This window comes from Bifidobacterium porcinum (genome assembly GCF_055378475.1).
Genome location: NZ_AP029603.1, coordinates 321638 through 339553, shown reverse-complemented (window position 1 = coordinate 339553; position 17916 = coordinate 321638). Strand labels below are relative to the sequence as shown.

Here is a 17916-nt window from a genome sequence, read left to right as displayed (position 1 = left end):
TGATGAACAACGTCACCGTCCGTCAGGCATCGCAACATCGCAGGGAGGAAAGACGTGCACACACTCATCCAACCGGTCACCCTGCTGCTCATCATCATGGTGGGCTACGCATTCAAACGCTTCGGACTGTTCGGACCGCGCGATTACCGGGTGTTGCAGACCGCGGAATTCGATCTCATCCTGCCCGGCGCCATCATCTACTCGTTCGCCACGCAGCCGCATGACATCCGCCTGCTGTGGATTTCGCTCTTCGGGTTCGCCGCAGCCGCGGTACCACCCATGCTGATTTTCCTGTTCACCCGTCACCGCCCGGTTTCCCAGCGCGCTTTTATCATGCTCAACGGCGCCGGATTCAATGTCGGCTGCTTCTGTTTCCCAGTATTGCAGGCATTTTACGGGTCTGCGGCGTTGGTGCCTGGCGCGATGTTCGACGTCGGCAACTGCATCATGGTTGCCGCGGGGACGAATGTGCTCACCCAGACGCTGCTACATATCGCGCCGGGAATGACGCTCGCCGAGCAGCACGCGGGCGACGCGCCGACGCTGCCCTACCGACGCCCGTCAGACCGGGACGCCAAACGACTCGCCCGGCGCACGTTGGGGCGCCGTATCGTGCGCGGATTCGTCTCATCGGTATCGTTCGACGTGTATATGGTGATGATCGTCCTGATGATCGCGGGCGTCCGCATTCCGTCCGGTATCGCCGATATCGCGCAACCTTTCGCCAACGCGAACTCACTGTGCGCGATGCTCATGGTCGGCATGCTCATGGACGTGCCGGCCGGCCGTGCGGATGTCCGAGCCGTAGCTGAGGTGTTGTTGTGGCGGCTGCCGTGCGGCATCGCGTTCGCCGCAGCCGCTTGGTTCCTGCTGCCGTTCGGTGCCGAGGTCCGGCAGGCGGTCGCGCTGTGCTGTCTCGCCCCGATTGCGGTGTTCTCCACAATGTTCACCGACAAGGTGCTGGGCAATGCGCGGCTTGCCGGGTTCTCGCTCGCGTTGACCGCAGTGGTGTCGTTGACATTGATGACCGTTGCACGGATGGCGCTGCTCGGCTGAGTCGCTTATGAGCCCCGGAGCGTAATCCCCCTACCGTGTCACCAGTTGCGCGATGGCCGGAACCAAAGCCTTCAATGCCTTGCCGCGGTGCGATATCGCGTTCTTCTCATCCGCGCTCATCTCGGCGGATGTCAGCTCGGGGCCGCCCGACGCCCGGACGGGCTGATCATCCGGCACGAACAGCGGATCGTAGCCGAAACCATGCTCCCCGCGTGGCTCGCGGATAATGCGGCCGGGCATCTCGCCGATTTCCACGTGATCGGAGACGATCGGATGCAGTCCGTCGGCGTCCGCACCCGGCCCGGGCACCGCGAGCGCCGCCGCACAACGGAACCGGGCCGTACGCTTGTCGTCGGGGATATCAGCGATCTGCTTGAGCAACAGCTCGTTGTTCGCCGCATCATTGCCGTGTTCGCCGGCCCAGCGGGCGGACAGGATGCCGGGGGCCGCGCCCATCACGTCAACAATCAGCCCGGAATCGTCGGCAATCGCGGGCATGCCAGAACGTTGTGCGACGAACCGCGCCTTGAGCAGCGCGTTCTCTTGGAAGGTGACGCCGGTCTCAACCGGGTCGGGCAGACCAAGCGAGCCCGCGGAGACGAGTTCGATCGGCGCGCCAGCGAGGTCCTCTGCGAGAATTCGGCGGATTTCCGCGAGTTTTCCTTCGTTATGCGAGGCGACGACGATGGTGAGTGCCAACGTAATTCCTTTCATCGATTTGGGTTGGGTTGCGCGCGGCGGCGGCCGGATTGGTCGGTCCAGAACCAATCACCCAGAACCAATCGGCTCGAAACCGACCAGTCCGGAACCAATCAGTCCTGGGCGAGCGCCGCAGCCTGGGCGGCTTGCAATTCGCGGTTGCCCTTTTCGGCAAGGTCAAGCAGGATCCCGAGCTCCGCACGCGTGAACGGGCGATGCTCCGCAGTGCCTTGAATCTCAATGAACGCACCGGAACCGGTCATGGCAACGTTCATGTCGGTCATCGCCTTGCTGTCCTCCACATACGGCAGGTCCAGCATCGGCTTGCCGTCGATCACGCCGACAGACACCGCGGACACCGCATCCTTAATCACCCTGTCAGCGGATTTGATGTGCCCGTTCTTCTCTGCCCAGCGCAACGCGTCAACGAGCGCGACGTATGCACCGGTAATCGATGCGGTACGCGTGCCGCCGTCCGCCTGCAGAACATCGCAATCCAACTGGATCTGGTTCTCCCCCAGCGCTTTCATATCGATGACACCGCGCAGGCAACGCCCGATCAGACGGCTGATTTCATGGGTGCGGCCACCAATCTTGCCTTTGACGGATTCACGATCGGTGCGCTCCGAGGTGGCGCGCGGCAGCATCGCGTATTCCGCGGTCACCCAGCCCAGCCCACTGTCCTTGCGCCAACGCGGCACGGACGGCGTGAAGGTCGCCGTGCACATGACGCGCGTATGCCCGCATTCGATGAGCACCGAGCCCTCCGGCGGTTCGGTGAAATGCCGGGTGATGTGCACCGGGCGAAGTTCGTTGACTTTCCGCCCGTCCGCGCGGGTGAGGTTCATATCGATCTCCAAAGCGAGCCGCGATTGCGCGTCGTCCTTGGTATCCGTCTCGTTCTCGTTCGCCAAATCCGTCTGTGTCATGTCTGCCTCGCGTTCTTTCATCTGCAATTATCGGCAATGTGCCGGGCCTACCGGCGTATCATCCTTCGTACGCTCTCAACCTAGCACAGCGCAACGCCCGCATGTCCGAGACAGTCACCGAGCGGCACCGCTCACTGCGAGCGCAACAGCGACTTCTCAGGCAGGAGCCGGTCAATGAGGAACACGGCGAGCGCGACCAGCAGGAATCCGACGGCGAGTCCCACGATATTGACGATGAACTGGCTCCACCCCAGCTGCCCCAAATCGATGAAAGTGTACGGGTACGGGTTGCCGCCAACCGACGGGCCCGAATGCGGCCACAACTGCGCGCGAATCACCACAAAGGCGAGATAGATCGGAAAGTAGCCCATCCAGCTGAGCACATAGCTTGGTTTGAACCGCCGGTGCGGGTCGAACAACAGAAAATCAACCACGGCCATGACCGGCGCAATACGATGCAACATCGTGTTGGTCATGATGCCGAGCACTTGGGGCACGTAATGCGGGTCATCCGGCGGCATGAGCAGGAACGCAACCAGCGCGGTGATGATCGCGTACACCGTCAGGCAGCCTTTGAGCCATGCGGGCGGTTGGATGCCTTTGAGCAGGCTCGCGGCGCCGGACCACAGCATGACGATGCCGAGCATGAACCCGGTTTGGAACGTGAAATACACCCATCGATTGGGAATCGTCCACGCCTCGTATGTGCCGACGAAGCACAGCGCGGCGATTGCCAGACGCCAGACACCCGCAATGAATCTCATACCGTCAGCTTACGCCCGCCCCGCCTCACCGTCGGCACAACCCTCTGCCGACACTCACAACCCCCTCAGCGTCGGCAGAAGCAGAAGCGCAACCCACTACCGACACGGGGAATAAGGTGTGCCGCATCCGGACGCTTCTCTCTACAAACTAGCTACGCTGGCGGCCCGCTTTCCGTAACCAGTTTGTAGAGGGACGGCGTCGGGGGCAGGCACAGGCAGCATCGTCTGGGCCTGGCAGTACCCCTCCTCCCACCCGATGACGCTTGCACGGCGAGTGCCGTCGGACTACGCTAACCGGCAACGGACCCAATCACGAGAACATCACGAGAAGGACAAATCATGGTTGATTACTCACCGGCACTGATGACCGACATGTACGAATACACCATGCTGGACGCCGCGCTCAAGGACGGGACCGCAAACCGCCCATGCGTCTTCGAAATCTTCACCCGGCATCTGCCCGCAGGCCGCCGCTACGGTGTGCTCGCCGGCACCGGGCGCATCCTCGACGCGCTTGAACACTTCCATCTTGATGATGACGATCTCGCGTTCCTCGCCGACCGCAAGATCGTGAGCAAGGAGACGCTCGACTGGCTCAAGGACTTCCGCTTCACCGGCTCAATCAAGGGGTATCGCGAAGGCGAGATGTTCTTCCCGAATTCGCCGGTCCTGCAGGTCGAGGGCACATTCGGCGAGTGCACGCTGCTCGAAACCTTGCTGCTGTCCATTCTCAACTATGATTCCGCCGTCGCCTCCGCCGCCTCCCGCATGGTCAGCGCCGCCAAGGATCGCCCCTGCATGGATATGGGCGGCAGGCGCACAAACGAATGGGCCGCGGTCGCCGCAGCGCGCGCAGCGGTCGTCGGCGGCTTCCAAGGCACCGCGAATCTGCTGGCCGCCCAGCTGTACGGTCTCAAAGCCATCGGCACGGCGGCCCACTGCTTCACCCTCGTACATGACAGCGAGCGCGAGGCCTTCGAATCGCAAATCAACGCGCTCGGCAAGAGCACCACACTGCTGGTTGACACATACAACATTGAGGAAGCCGTGAAAACCGCCGTCGAAGTCGCCGGCCCCGACCTCGGCGGTGTGCGCATCGATTCGGGCGACCTGGCCGCGATGGCGCAACGCGTGCGCAACGAACTGGATGCCCTGGGCGCAACTTCCACGACCATCACCGTCACCAACGATCTCGACGAATACGCACTCGCCGCGCTGCAGACCGCACCGGTCGACTCCTATGGCGTGGGTACGATGCTCGTCACCGGGTCCGGCGCCCCGACCTGCGCGATGGTCTACAAGCTGACCGAGCGCGAGAACGCGGACGGCATCATGGAGCCGGTCGCCAAGAAATCCAAGGACAAAGCGACCGTGCCCGGGCGTAAACTCGCCTACCGCTCCTATGAGTACAATCTCGCGGATTGCGAACACGTCATTTCCGGTTCCGAAAGCAAGCTGGCCGATTTCCAGGCGCCCGAGGATTGGAAGGATCTGCTCGTGCAGTACGTGGATCATGGCGAAATCAACCATGATTACCAGGGGCATGACGCGATTGTCAACGCACACAACTACCGCGCGAAGGCGTTGGCCGAGCTGCCGATCACCGCGCAAAGCCTGATGAAGGGCGATCCGGCGATTCCAACCGAGACGACGGTGCTGTGACTGTGATTGATGGTTGACCGACGTCATCAGCGCTGCGATGGTGCTGGTAGCGCAATGATTGTCGCCGTTGCTGCGATGCGGTGAACAGGTGACGTCAATCAGCGCATGGTTTTGCATCCATATGCACGATGGGCCGGCTGCGAGGATGTTTCAACGCCCCACAGCCGGCCCATCGCATTCGTCATATTGATATCATTCGCACGCGGGAAGGCATGTCGGCAGGGAACGGGGCTCACTCGCCCCCGTTGCCGGCGCCGCCCATCATCTGCTCATAGATGCGCTTGCATTCCGGGCATACCGGATACTGCGACGGATCATGCTTCGGCACCCAGATCTTGCCGCACAACGCGACCACCGGACGACCGGTCAGGCGCGACTGCTCCATGCGGCGCTTGGAGACATAATGTGCGAAACGGTCCGCGTCGCCGTCATCAGTGCCTTTGAGCTTCTCTTCCGCCTGCGGGCGCTCCAACACCGCCGTGCCGGTCGCGGAATCCGGATTCGACAGCGGGGAGACTGCCTCATCCGCATCGCGTGCGATCAGCCCCGCCACGGAACCCGCAGCGAATCCGGCTGTGGCGCCCGCAGCTCGGCCCGTTGCTATGCCCGCCGCTGAGCCCGATGCCTTGAGCGTATCGAAGGATTCTTCCACGAGCATATTCTTGTTGTCGCTGATGCTTTCTCCGTACCTGTTCATGAGTTTCCGCCTTCCACCGGATTGTCGTCGATGCCACCATCATAGTCACGCGAGATATCCGACGGCGGCGGCACATCGCCGGAAGCGCCCACGGCCCGTCGCCCCCGCCACCTTCTACCGACATTCACGACCCACTCAGCGTCGGCAGAAACAGAAGCGCGACCTTCTACCGACGCTCACCAGCCACTCAGCGTCGGCACAACCTTCTACCGACGTTGAGACAGCTGACGCTCCCGGCGGGAAACGCGGTACGCTTGTGCTATGACTATCGCAGTATGCCCCGGCTCGTTCGACCCGGTAACCGCCGGACATCTTGACGTTATCCGACGCTGCTCGCGTTTCTTCACGCAAGTGCATGTGGTCGTAGCCGTCAATGCAGCGAAAACACCGATGTTTTCCGAACACACCCGGGTTGATATCATCCGTCAGGCCCTCGGAGGGACCTGCGACAACGTGACCGTCGCATCCACCGACGGCCTTATCACCGATTATTGCAAGAAAGTGGGCGCAACCGTCATCGTCAAAGGCCTGCGGCAGAACGGCGATTACGAGGCGGAACTCGGCATGGCGCTCGTCAACCGCAAACTCGCCGGCGTGGAAACCCTGTTCCTGCCCGCCGACCCGGTGCTTGAGCACATTTCCAGCTCCGTCGTCAAAGATGTCGCCCGCCATGGTGGCGATGTGACCGGCATGGTCCCCGATTGCGTCATTCCCCTGCTCGAACGGGCGTTGCACGAGGAAGAACAGGGTCAACAAGCCGGGAAATAACCGGTAACACACCGCAGAAAACGATCCCGACACCGCCGGCGTATCGCCTACGATAGAGGAAGACGCAACGATGTGGCAGCAGGACATTGCGGATGCGGCGAGCGCGACCGACCGCACACCGACACTGACAGCCACAGGACACCACAGGTAGCAAGGAGACAGCATGACAGGCGAGGAAGCCAACAACGCCAACGATCCTCAGCACGCGACCGATACCGGCGACGGTCAAACGGGCGCTCCGGCGAGCAATCCGGCAAGCGAACCAGTCAGCGCGTCAGCCAGCATGTCAGCAAACGCCCAGACTCCCCCACAACACCAGACCACGCCGCTTTCTGCATCAGCACCATCCGCCGACGCCAGGCAAGACGCACCCGCCGCGGGGGACGACCCGAGCGCCGTCCCCCATGACGGCAACACTCGTACCGCACAAGTCGCAGAACACCCCGAAAACACGAGACCGACGGCGAAACCGGTGTTCTCCCCGTTCGATATGTCTTCCCTGCCGGATTTGCGCGACCCGTCGAGCCGCGGCGGCGCCAACGCGGACACACCCGCGGACGACGACCGCGCAGACGCTTCCACCGGTCGCAATGATGTGCGTGCCAACTCGCGACGCGACCCGCATGCCGCCGATCCGCACGTTCTTGACCCGCACGCCGATCCGGAGGACCAGAGCCGTGCGGAATTCACCACCGTCTACGACATCATCGACTCTCTTGAACAGCAGCTTGACGAGGCAAAAAGCAGCATCTTCACCCCTTCCCAAGTCAGAATCGACCGCGACGCATTCGCAAGCCAACTCGACGAATTGAAAGCCATGCTGCCCGTCCAGCTGGAACGCGCCTCGGCGCTGATGCGCGAAGCGGAACGCCGTCTCGAAAACGCGCAAACCCAAGCGAACGTCGTCGTTTCGTCCGCCCAAAGCCGCGCCGCGGACATCGTGCGGGATGCCCAGGAGCAGGCGCAGTTCCTCGCCGGGCAGGACAACATCACCAATATCGCGAAGCAGAAAGCGCGTGCTATCCTCGACCAGGCACAAACACAAGCCGACAAACTCACCAGCGGCGCCAACCAGTACTGCACCGATGTCATGCAAGGTCTGCAAAACCAGCTCGACAAGCTCAGCCAAGATGTGCGTGGCGGCCTGACAGTACTCGACCAGCGCGAACGCGAAGCGAGCGCACGGCTTGACCACATCCAATCAGACGACTATCCGGAGGCTTGATATGGCACGTCCAGAAGATTCAGCATGGGCAGTATCCGTGGCGCAAGTCGCCTCACGACCGGGGCAAAGCTCCCCCGTGGACGCGGACTTCCCCGCCCCGAGCGGAATCGGCGACGCCATTGTCGGCGTGACCGAAGGTGAACCGATTCATGTGAACGGAGCGTTCGATTCCATCGTGGACGGCCTGGTATTCCACGCCCACATCACCGCCCCTGTCCACGCGGAATGCACCCGCTGCCTCAAATCTCTGCAACACGACTGGGGCACCGACGTCACCGCGTTCTTCCCCTACTCCTACAAGGAAGACGAAACGGACGACGACACCGACATCATCGCCGGAGAAGAGGAATCCGAAGACACCTACCCGCTTAGCCCCGACGGTTGCTTCGCCGATCTCGAGGCCCTGCTGCGCGACACCTTCGCCGAAAGCCTGCCGCTGCAACCGCTGTGCCAGCCCGACTGCAAAGGCTTGTGCCCGCAATGCGGCATCAACCTCAACGAGCACCCCGAACACAAGCACGACACCACGGACATCCGATTCGCGGCACTCGCCGGGCTCAAGGAACAGCTTGAGCGGGAGACGAAGGATCGCTGACCGGCGCCATGCCGCCCTGATGGACGTTGTACGAGCTATGCGGTACAATTCTGAACGCTTAAGCTCAATCGTTCGAACGAAATAGAGGATTACACCATGGCACTGCCTAAGTACAAGACCTCGCGCGCCAATACGCATTCGCGTCGCGCGAACTGGAAAGCGTCTGCCGCGCAGACCGTCACCTGCCCGAACTGCGGCGCCCCGACGCTGCCGCACGTGGCTTGCCCGAGCTGCGGCTCCTTCCGCGGCCGCGTCTATCGTGACGCCATCCAGTCCGCCCACACCAAGTGAGCGCTCCGGAGCAGCTGAGGTAATTCAGTAGATCAGAACCCTGCCATCGACGGGTGGCAGGGTTCTGTCGTATCTGCGACGATTCCGTCCGCAGTGCGACCGAGACGTCGCACACCGAGCAGATACCCCCACCCGTCCCCCTTGGTGTGCTGTGCCGAAAACCGGCAATATCACGGCCGCCGGTATGATAGTGGTCAGGTCTTGCACAGAAGGAATGCCCGCCAACCGACGAGCAATCCCTGAGGCGCAAGCTATCAAGACATGGACTTCAGGCATCCTGCCGGCTACCACAACGGGGACATCCCCTAATTCGGCCGTCAGCAGAACACCGGAAGCCGCCGAGCCGTCACGCACCACGCATGACGACAGAACAGGACACAGACAGGGAACCCAGCATGGCTATCAACCGCGACGGCACACCAGAACATCAGCGCCACCACAAGCGCCACCCATCCGGCGCATCGCCCGCAAACCATACCGACGAGATGTTCCAGCAACGACATCATGTCGGCGTTTCCGGACAGGAAGCGGCGAATCAGGCGCCGACCAAGGAACTACTCGACGCACTCGGCACCACTATCAGCCCCGAGCTCCTCGTCCAGGCGTTGACGCACCGCTCGTTCTCCCATGAGCATCCCGGCGCCCCCAACTATGAGCGGCTCGAGTTCCTCGGCGATGCAGTGCTGGAACTGGTCTCCACAGAGACCCTGTTCAAGGCGCATCCCGACATGACGGAAGGGCAGCTGGCGAAGATGCGGGCCAAGGCGGTGTCCGAGGAATCGTTGTCGGCCATTGCGCGCGACAAACTCCATGTCGGACGATTCATTCTGCTCGGCCACGGCGAATCCGAATCCGGCGGAGCTGATAAAAGTTCCATTCTGTGCGACATCGTTGAATCCCTGATCGGCGCCACTTTCGTCGAACACGGCATCGACGGGGCACGCGAAGTGGTTCACCGGCTGGTGGACGATACGCTCCGGGAAGTCGCCACAGAAGGCCCGGCTTTGGATTGGAAGACCTCGCTGACCGTGCTCGCCCATCACATGGATTTGACCGAGCCGGTGTACCGCATGTCGGTCAGCGGTCCGGAATACGCACAACAGTTCACCGCCCGGGCCATTCTTCCCGGCGGATATGGCAAGCGCTGGACACTGCCGATTCGTGACGAACATGGCTCAATCGCGCAGGAAGGCGAGGACCCGCTGCTGGGGACCGGTTCGGGGACCAGCAAGCGCAAGGCGCAACTTGCCGCGGCGGAACAGGCGTGGCATACGCTCAAACAACGCGAACGTGACTGCAATCGTATGCGCGCCCATGCAGGCTCCGGCGATACCGCAGATGTTAATGGCAACAACGACGGTAAGGACATCAGCGGCAACGGCAACGCTGACGACAGCACCGCAACCACAGGTACCGACCACGCAACTGACGCCGCCTGACGGCCCATACACGCCACCGTTGCAGGCAGGCGCACAGGTCTCCGCAGGCAACGTGCTGGCCAGCCCCGCAGACAGCCGCAACGCCCTCACCCAGCCGCAACGCCTCTACAGAGATAATCGCCGAACCGTTACCATCATGTGGTCGGTCCGGCGATTATCTCTCCACAGGCGATTACGATAAGACCAATACAACTATCTTGCCTGCCAGACCGCCACAAGCGGGACAGGCGGTACAGGAGCCTCACCGGGTTGCGCCTCACCAGGGGCGACGCCGCAGCGGAGCACCACCAATACACACATGAGAGGGATCATGGCTACACCAACGCCACTTCAGGCATTCAGCGGCGTGCCTAAGGCAACCGCAACGGAGAAACAGTCCATCGTCGACGGTGAGAAAATGACCGGCGCACAGGCGCTGGTCCGTGCACTGGAGGATCTGGGCGTCAAGGACGTATTCGGCATCCCCGGCGGAGCCATCCTGCCTGTTTACAACGCCATCAACCAGCACACCAAGTTCCGCTTCGTGCTGACCCGTCATGAGCAGGCTGCAGGCCATGCGGCAGAAGGATACGCCGTCGCTACCGGCAAGGTCGGCGTGTGCATCGTCACCTCCGGCCCGGGCGCCACGAACGTGGTCACCGCCATCGCGGACGCCAATATGGATTCCATCCCGATGGTCGTCATCACCGGCCAGGTGGGCGTGGGCGCCATCGGTACCGATGCCTTCCAGGAGGCCGATATCGTCGGCATCACCTACCCGGTCGCCAAGCATTCATATCTGGTCACGAATGCGCAGGATGTTCCGCGTGTGCTCGCCGAAGCCTACTACATCGCCGGTTCCGGCCGCCCCGGCCCGGTGGTCGTCGATTTGACGAAGACCGCGCAAAACGGCCAGATGTATTACTCCTGGCCGCAGCGGATGATTCTTCCCGGCTACAACCCCACCACCAAGGCGCATGGCCATGTGCTGTCGGATGCCGCGAAGCTGTTCTCGCAGTCCTACCGCCCGGTGCTGTATGTGGGTGGCGGCGCGGTCCGCTCCAACGCCGGCAAGCAGGTCAAGGAACTCGCCGATCTGACGGGCGCACCAATCGTCACCACGCTTCCCGCACGCGGCATCGTCCCGGATTCCGATCCGAAGGTGCTCGGCATGCTCGGTATGCACGGCACCATCGCCGCGACCGGCGCGGTCCAGCGTTGCGATTTGCTGGTCGCCATCGGTTCGCGATTCTCCGATCGAGTGACCGGCCGGCTCGATTCCTTCGCTCCCGCCGCCCGCGTCATCCACATCGACATCGACCCGGCAGAAATCGGCAAGAACCGTCAGCCCGACGTGCCAATCGTCGGCGACGTGGCCGAAGTGCTTGACGACCTAATCCCCGAAATCAAGCGTCAGCAGGCTATCCACAGCAAGCCGAACCTCAAGCCGTGGTGGGCACAGATCAACGAATGGCGCGAAAAGTATCCGACCACGTACGACGAACCGCAGGACGCCCCCGTGGACGGATCGCTCTCCCCGCAGTGGGTCGTCGAGCAGCTGTCCAAGAACGCCGATCCCGAGACCATCTGGGTCGCAGGCGTCGGCCAGCACCAGATGTGGGCGTCGCAGCTTATCGACTTCGAGCATCCGCATTCGTGGATCTCCTCCGGCGGCCTAGGCACAATGGGCTTCGGCCTGCCCGCCGCGATCGGCGCGAAAGTCGGCTCGCAGCGCGAATTCAACGGCCGCAAACCGGTGTGGCTTATCGACGGCGACGGCAGCTTCCAGATGACCTCAGAGGAGCTGGCGACCGCCCTGCTCGACCACACGCCGGTCAAAATCGCGATCATCAACAATTCCGTGTACGGCATGGTCCGCCAGTGGCAGACCCTGTTCTTCGACCATCATTATTCGGCGACAAGCCTGAACGACGGCGAGAACCGCGACGATATCGTCGATGTGCCTGATTTCGTGAAGCTGGCGGAGGCTTACGACTGCGTCGGCATGCGCGCATTCACCAAGGATGAGGCGCTTGAGGCGATCAAGAAAGCCAATGCGATCAACGACCGCCCGGTGCTCATCGACTTCCGCGTCTGGAAGGACGCGATGGTGTGGCCGATGGTTCCGGCCGGTGCCTCGAACGACGAGGTCGCCTACCGTCCGGGTGTCCGACCGTTGCTCAGCCCCGCCGCACAGGCGAAGGCCGCAGCCGGCAGCACTGGCAATTCCGTCGCAGCCGCGGACGCGGCGTGAGTCCAGCAAGGAAGGCATCGAGGTTTAGAGGAGTCATTATGGCAAACTATCCCGCATCACAGCCCGGTTCCGAGCGTCACACCCTGTCCGTGCTGGTCGAAAACCGTCCTGGCGTGCTCGCGCGCGTGGCCGGCCTGTTCGCCCGTCGTGCGTTCAACATCAACTCGCTGTCCGTTTCGCCTACGGAACGCCCGGATATCTCCCGCATCACGGTGACGGCCGATGTCGAGGCAGTACCGCTGGAGCAGATTATCAAGCAGCTCAACAAACTGCTGCATGTGCTGAAGATCGTCGAGCTGGATCCGAATAACACGGTCGAACGCGAACTTGTGCTCATCAAGGTCAGCGCCGACGAATCCAACCGTTCCGACGTGCTCGAGATTGTGCGTCTGTTCCGTGTGCGCGTGGTCGACGTGAACCCGGAGTCGCTGACCATCGAAGCGACCGGCGCGGAAGGTAAGATTGACGCGCTGCTCGGTCTGCTTGAGCATTACGGCGTGATTGAGCTGGTCCGTTCCGGCGCGGTCGCGGTAACCCGCGGTCCGAAGGCGCTGAGCGAGAAGGTCATCGGTTCGGAGATTACCGGCCGCTGATTATCAGCGATTTGTGCGAAGTGTACGATTCGTGCGAGCCGTACGCTTGCCCATGAAACAGCCCCGTGAAGCCTTGAGTTTCACGGGGCTGTTTCATAGGCAAGCGAGATTGGCTGCTTCAAAGGTCGCCCGTCTGGCAGATGTCCGTCTGGCAGGCGGTCGCCTGTCCACCAAACGATTGGCGTGCAGCATCTAAACTGGATGACTGTCCAGCTCAGATGTCATTTGCCCGCCGGTCAGCCTTCCAACTCTTCGGATAGTTCCAGCCATTCGGCTTCAAGCGAGTCCTTCTCGTCCGTCACTGCGTTGAGCTGCGTGTTGAGCTCGTTGAGTCCGGCGAAATCACTGGGATCATGCGCGGCCATCTTCGCCTCGATATCAGCGCGGTTTTCCTCGAGTTTCGCCAGTTTGCGCTCGATGGCGGACACCCGCTTGGACACCTGGTGGAATTCCTTGCCGCCCAGCTTATGCGTCTGGGGCTTGGCTTGGTCGGTGTCCGGCTGCTTGCCGTCATCCGAGGCGGCGGAGCCACCCTTGGTACCAGTGCCGCCCTTCCGGTCATCGCCGGTGCCGAGAATAGCCGACCAATCCCCGTCTTTCCTGGCCTGTTCGACCATATCAAGGTAGTCGCCAACGCCGCCGGGCAGATGCCTGACTTTGCCGCCAATCAACGCGAACTGCTCGTCGGTGACGCGTTCCAGCAAGTACCGATCGTGCGATACGACGATCAGCGTGCCCGGCCAGGTGTCAAGCAAATCCTCCATCACCGCGAGCATGTCGGTATCCAGGTCGTTGCCCGGCTCGTCGAGGATGAGAACATTGGGCTCGTCAAGCAGGATTAGCAACAGCTGCATCCGGCGTTTCTGGCCGCCTGACAGGTCCCTGATCGGTGTCATGAGCTGGGCTGACGAAAAGCCGAGCCGTTCCATAAGCTGGGCAGGAGTGACTTCCTTGCCGTCGACGATATAGCTTGGCTTGTATCGGCTGAGCACTTCCTTGATCTTGTATTTGCCGAGTTTCTCCAGCTCGTCGAGCCGCTGCGAAAGTACCGCGAATTTCACGGTTTTGCCGATATTCACGTGCCCGCACGTCGGGGTGAGGGTGCCGTCGATGATCCTGAGCAGCGTGGATTTGCCGGCGCCATTGGCACCGACGATGCCGAATCGGTCGCCTGGGCCGATCAGCCAGGTCACATCATCAAGGATTTTGCGCCCGGATACGGTCACCGTGCGTGCGGCGGCGGTATCAGCGGCCGGCATCCCGTCCGCATCGCTTGCCTCGGACACATGAGCGGAAGCCTCGCGCTCCCCTGTGCCGGGAATCGGCGCATCCGGGTCGACGGACAGCTGGACCGAACCGGTGACAATCGGCTCGGCATACAGCGGCGGAACCACGTCCACACGCCCGGATGCCGCGGTGACGGCGGCAGCATCGGCATCAAGTCGACGCTCGTCATCCTGCGAATAAATCTGCGTCACATCAATCAGATCGACGACCTGTTTGCCCAGCCGGGATGTCGCCATCTGTTTCAATTCCAACGTGTTGCGCATCGGCGGCACATCGGCGATCAGTTCGCGTGCCTGTTTCACGTGAAACTTCTGTTTGGTCGAACGCGCCCTCGCGCCACGGGACAACCATGCGAGCTCCTTGCGGGCGAGATTGCGTCGGCGTTCCTCACGCACATCGGCCTGACGGTCACGTTCCACGCGTTGTAGCATGTACGCGCTGTACCCGCCTTCGAAGGGGTCGATCAGCCCGTCGTGCACTTCCCACATCGATTCGCACACCTCGTCAAGGAACCACCGGTCGTGGGTGACCAGCAGCAGCGCACCCTGACCGGACGCCCAACGGTTCTTCAGGTGTTCGGCAAGCCAGTGAATCGTCACGACGTCAAGATGGTTGGTCGGCTCGTCCAACGCGAGGATATCCCAGTCCTTGAGCAGCAGACGGGCCAGATCGGCGCGACGGCGCTGGCCGCCGGACAGCGAGCCGACTTTGGCGTCAAGGCTCATGCCTCCGAGCAGCGCCTCAACGATTTCGCGCGATGACGTGTCGGACGCCCATTCGTAGTCTTCGCGCCCCTCGAGCGCCGCCTCGCGCAGCGTCGCGTTGTCGTCCAGCGGATCACGTTGCCTGAGCATGCCGAAGGTCAGCCCGTTGCGTGTGATTACACGGCCGGAATCGGGCTGCTGCTCCCCGGAAAATAGACGCAACAACGTGGATTTGCCGTCGCCGTTGCGTCCAACGATACCGATGCGGTCGCCCTCAAACACCCCTTGCGTGACATCGGTGAAGATGGTTTTCGTGGCGAACGAAAGCGAAACGTGTTCCAGTCCAAGATCATAAGTCGGCATAATGCCCCCATGGTATCGCCCGGCATAGGCACGCCCGGACAGACGAGTCCGACCGCCGAGGGCACGGCAGCGGCATCAGCGTCCGCGCAACGTGCGGATATACGTGTCGCAACGCGCCGCGAACCCGGAGAAGACCTGGTCGGCCAAAGGCTGCAGCTGCGGGTCGTATTCGGCGAAATCATCGCGGATCTTGGCGATCTGCGACTTCTTCATCCCCTCGACCATGGCCGGTTCGGCGAGCCATTCGTCAAGCAGCGTGGCCGTGACCTCCAGATGGAACTGCAAGCCCAAGGCCGAGCCCGCCCGGAACGCCTGGTTTTTCGTATTCGCCGACCGGGCGAGCAGCTGGGCGCCCTCCGGCAGACCGACCACGTCGTTGTGCCAGTGCAGAACGTTGAGTTCCTTGCTCCACATGGAGAAGTAATCATGCTTGTCAACGCGCTTGATCGGAGCGAAACCGATTTCCGGCTCCTTGCCGTGGCTGAGCTTCGCGCCCAGCGCCCCGGCGATGATCTGATGGCCTAGGCAGATGCCGAGCACCGGCTTGCCGACGCTGATCGCGGCTCGCGCGAGCTTCTCCTCCGCCTTCAGACCCGGGTATTTGTCATAGTCCTGGGCGCCCATGGGCCCACCCATGATCACCACGCCTGCGAGCTCCTTGAAATCCGGCAGGTCGGGCTTCTTTTCCTTGACGATGTTGACGATCTGCGTCGGGATTTGCAAGTCCTCAAGGCTATCCAAAATACGCCCTGGCTTCTCCCACGGGACATGCTGCACGATAAGCACTTCTGGTTGCGTCATACACACCATTGTGGCATTGCCTATGTAAACATGCGGACACCCGGCCGATTTTGTCTGGCAAATCGAATACGCTCATGGGTATGGGAAACGTCGAAGAACCGCAGAATTCCAACATTTCCGGCGCACATGAGCTCGCTGGAGCCGCCGCCGGGCTGAATCTGTACGACACCGCCTCGCATGCCGTGTCGTCGTTCAGGCCGATCCGTCCCGGCCATGTGGGGATCTACGTGTGTGGTGCGACGGTGCAAAGCTCCCCGCATATCGGGCATATCCGCGCCGCCGTCGCCTTCGACATCGTCCGCCGCTGGATGTTGCGTCTGGGCTATGACGTGACTTTCGTGCGCAACGTGACCGACATCGACGACAAGATCCTTGATAAGGCCGCCGCCGCAGGACAACAGTGGTGGGCGCGCGCGTATTACTACGAGCGTGAGTTCACCCGCGCCTACGATATGCTCGGCGTGCTGCCGCCTACAGTCGAGCCGCGTGCGACCGGGCATATCCCCGACATGGTCGAGCTCATCGAGCGGATTATCCGCAACGGGCACGCCTACGTGGTGAAGGACGCCGACGGCAACCCGACCGGCAACGTGTATTTCGATGTGGCAAGCTGGCCGCACTACGGCGAATTGACGCATCAGAAGCAGGGCGCCGTCGAGGCGGATGAGGCCGCGGAGGTCGCCGACCGCATGGGTCCGAGCGTGGATGCAGCGGGCAACGACAAATACAACCCCATTGACCCGGCCGATGCCTCCCCCGACAAGCATGATCCCCGTGATTTCGCACTGTGGAAGGCGCCGAAGGCCACCGATCCGCAGGATGCGCGCTGGGCGACCCCATTCGGCGTGGGGCGTCCCGGCTGGCATATCGAGTGCTCCGCGATGAGCCACCGGTATCTGGGCGAGGCGTTTGACATCCATGGCGGCGGACTCGATCTGCGCTTCCCACACCATGAGAACGAGATGGCACAGACCCGCGCGGCCGGCTGGAATTCCGCGGCCCGCTGGATGCATTCGGCGTGGGTGACCGCCAAGGGCGAGAAAATGTCCAAATCATTGGGCAACGGACTGTCCGTGCCGGCTGTGCTCGCCGAGCACAGCGCGTGGGTGGTGCGCTACGCGCTCGGATCCGTGCAATACCGGTCAATGCTTGAATGGTCCGACCAGACGCTCACCGAAGCGCAGGCCGCATTTGAGCGCGTGAGCAACTTCATCGAACGCGCCGGCGCCGCCATCGGCGGTCAGCCGTCCCGTGAGGGAATCACCGCGGTGGGCGCTGATCAGCTGCCTGCTGATTTTGTCAACGCGATGAACGACGACATCAATGTGTCCGGTGCCATCGCAGCTGTCTTCAACACGATTCGCTCCGGCAACACGCTGTTGTCGCAGGTTGAGGACCATGCCGATGACGTGGTGCAGGCACGGGTGCGCGAGGCGTTGGTGTCCGTACGCGCGATGCTCGATACGCTCGGGCTCGATCCGCTGGCTGAACCGTGGGCCGGTGCCGAAGACGGCGGGGATTCCAAGGCCACTGACGCGCTCGACGCTTTGGTTTCCGAGCAGCTTCAGGCCCGTCAGGCCGCGCGCGCCGCGAAGGATTTCGCGAAGGCCGACGCGATTCGCGACGAGCTTGCGGCGGTCGGTATCGCCATCGAGGACACGCCGTCCGGCTCGACCTGGTCGCTCAAGTGACGCAAATGGCGTAAGCGGCACAGTGATGCAACGATGCGAACGGCGCAGGATTCCGAACGACTCGGTTCCTGCGCCGTTTGCATTCTCGCGGCGTTAGGGTTCCTACGAGGTTTGAGGTC

At 62.2% G+C, this 17916-nt stretch carries 16 protein-coding genes; 10 read left to right on the top strand and 6 right to left on the bottom strand.

Going from position 1 to position 17916, the window contains the following annotated elements; translation table 11 throughout:
* The first annotated feature begins 54 nt into the window (after window positions 1-54).
* Complete coding sequence (locus ACZ41G_RS01335; protein ID WP_464145485.1) at window positions 55-1056, top strand: AEC family transporter; 1002 nt, start codon at window positions 55-57, stop codon at window positions 1054-1056.
* Window positions 1057-1086: 30 nt separating this feature from the next.
* Here ACZ41G_RS01335 and rdgB read toward each other — a convergent pair whose 3' ends face one another.
* From rdgB to ACZ41G_RS01320, 3 genes are all read right to left on the bottom strand, one after another.
* Window positions 1087-1770 (bottom strand): RdgB/HAM1 family non-canonical purine NTP pyrophosphatase, encoded by a 684-nt coding sequence (rdgB, locus tag ACZ41G_RS01330; protein ID WP_464145483.1) that lies wholly within the window; start codon window positions 1768-1770, stop codon window positions 1087-1089.
* Window positions 1771-1868: 98 nt separating this feature from the next.
* Window positions 1869-2603: a ribonuclease PH gene (gene rph / locus ACZ41G_RS01325; protein ID WP_464146157.1), complete on the bottom strand. Its 735-nt coding sequence runs from the start codon at window positions 2601-2603 to the stop codon at window positions 1869-1871.
* Between the two features lie 212 nt (window positions 2604-2815).
* Window positions 2816-3448, bottom strand: a complete 633-nt coding sequence (locus ACZ41G_RS01320; RefSeq protein ID WP_464145481.1) for a Pr6Pr family membrane protein — start codon at window positions 3446-3448, stop codon at window positions 2816-2818.
* A 309-nt stretch (window positions 3449-3757) separates the two neighbouring features.
* On the opposite strand from ACZ41G_RS01320, the gene ACZ41G_RS01315 reads away from it, so the two are divergent.
* Window positions 3758-5110 carry a nicotinate phosphoribosyltransferase gene (locus tag ACZ41G_RS01315; RefSeq protein ID WP_318249932.1) on the top strand — a complete coding sequence of 451 codons (1353 nt, stop codon included), beginning with the start codon at window positions 3758-3760 and terminating at the stop codon, window positions 5108-5110.
* A gap of 232 nt (window positions 5111-5342) precedes the next feature.
* Here the strand turns inward: ACZ41G_RS01315 and ACZ41G_RS01310 are convergent, their stop codons facing one another.
* A complete protein-coding gene (locus ACZ41G_RS01310) occupies window positions 5343-5663 on the bottom strand; it encodes a DUF3039 domain-containing protein (RefSeq protein ID WP_026650547.1) in 321 nt (106 codons plus the stop codon).
* 405 nt (window positions 5664-6068) lie between these two features.
* Here ACZ41G_RS01310 and coaD point away from each other — a divergent pair, with 405 nt between their 5' ends.
* The 7 genes from coaD to ilvN all read left to right on the top strand — a co-directional run bounded on the left by coaD (window position 6069) and on the right by ilvN (window position 12951).
* Window positions 6069-6575 (top strand): pantetheine-phosphate adenylyltransferase, encoded by a 507-nt coding sequence (gene coaD, locus ACZ41G_RS01305; protein ID WP_033493832.1) that lies wholly within the window; start codon window positions 6069-6071, stop codon window positions 6573-6575.
* 283 nt (window positions 6576-6858) lie between these two features.
* Entirely contained in the window at window positions 6859-7800 is a 942-nt protein-coding gene (locus ACZ41G_RS01300) for a cell division protein (protein ID WP_464146155.1), read from the top strand.
* A 1-nt stretch (window position 7801) separates the two neighbouring features.
* A complete protein-coding gene (locus ACZ41G_RS01295) occupies window positions 7802-8395 on the top strand; it encodes a YceD family protein (protein ID WP_464145479.1) in 594 nt (197 codons plus the stop codon).
* Between the two features lie 96 nt (window positions 8396-8491).
* Window positions 8492-8686 carry a 50S ribosomal protein L32 gene (gene rpmF / locus ACZ41G_RS01290; protein WP_015449839.1) on the top strand — a complete coding sequence of 65 codons (195 nt, stop codon included), beginning with the start codon at window positions 8492-8494 and terminating at the stop codon, window positions 8684-8686.
* A gap of 485 nt (window positions 8687-9171) precedes the next feature.
* Entirely contained in the window at window positions 9172-10125 is a 954-nt protein-coding gene (gene rnc, locus ACZ41G_RS01285; RefSeq protein ID WP_464146153.1) for a ribonuclease III, read from the top strand.
* Window positions 10126-10435: 310 nt separating this feature from the next.
* Window positions 10436-12358: an acetolactate synthase large subunit gene (locus ACZ41G_RS01280; protein ID WP_033506760.1), complete on the top strand. Its 1923-nt coding sequence runs from the start codon at window positions 10436-10438 to the stop codon at window positions 12356-12358.
* A gap of 38 nt (window positions 12359-12396) precedes the next feature.
* The gene (gene ilvN / locus ACZ41G_RS01275) at window positions 12397-12951 is read left to right on the top strand and encodes an acetolactate synthase small subunit (RefSeq protein ID WP_015449836.1); all 555 of its coding nucleotides are present in this window, start codon (window positions 12397-12399) and stop codon (window positions 12949-12951) included.
* 236 nt (window positions 12952-13187) lie between these two features.
* Here ilvN and ACZ41G_RS01270 read toward each other — a convergent pair whose 3' ends face one another.
* Window positions 13188-15305 (bottom strand): ABC-F family ATP-binding cassette domain-containing protein, encoded by a 2118-nt coding sequence (locus ACZ41G_RS01270; RefSeq protein ID WP_033506758.1) that lies wholly within the window; start codon window positions 15303-15305, stop codon window positions 13188-13190.
* 75 nt (window positions 15306-15380) lie between these two features.
* Window positions 15381-16106 (bottom strand): type 1 glutamine amidotransferase, encoded by a 726-nt coding sequence (locus ACZ41G_RS01265; protein WP_321046972.1) that lies wholly within the window; start codon window positions 16104-16106, stop codon window positions 15381-15383.
* Window positions 16107-16186: 80 nt separating this feature from the next.
* Here ACZ41G_RS01265 and cysS point away from each other — a divergent pair, with 80 nt between their 5' ends.
* Window positions 16187-17797 (top strand): cysteine--tRNA ligase, encoded by a 1611-nt coding sequence (gene cysS, locus ACZ41G_RS01260; RefSeq protein ID WP_464145475.1) that lies wholly within the window; start codon window positions 16187-16189, stop codon window positions 17795-17797.
* The last annotated feature ends 119 nt before the right edge of the window (window positions 17798-17916 follow it).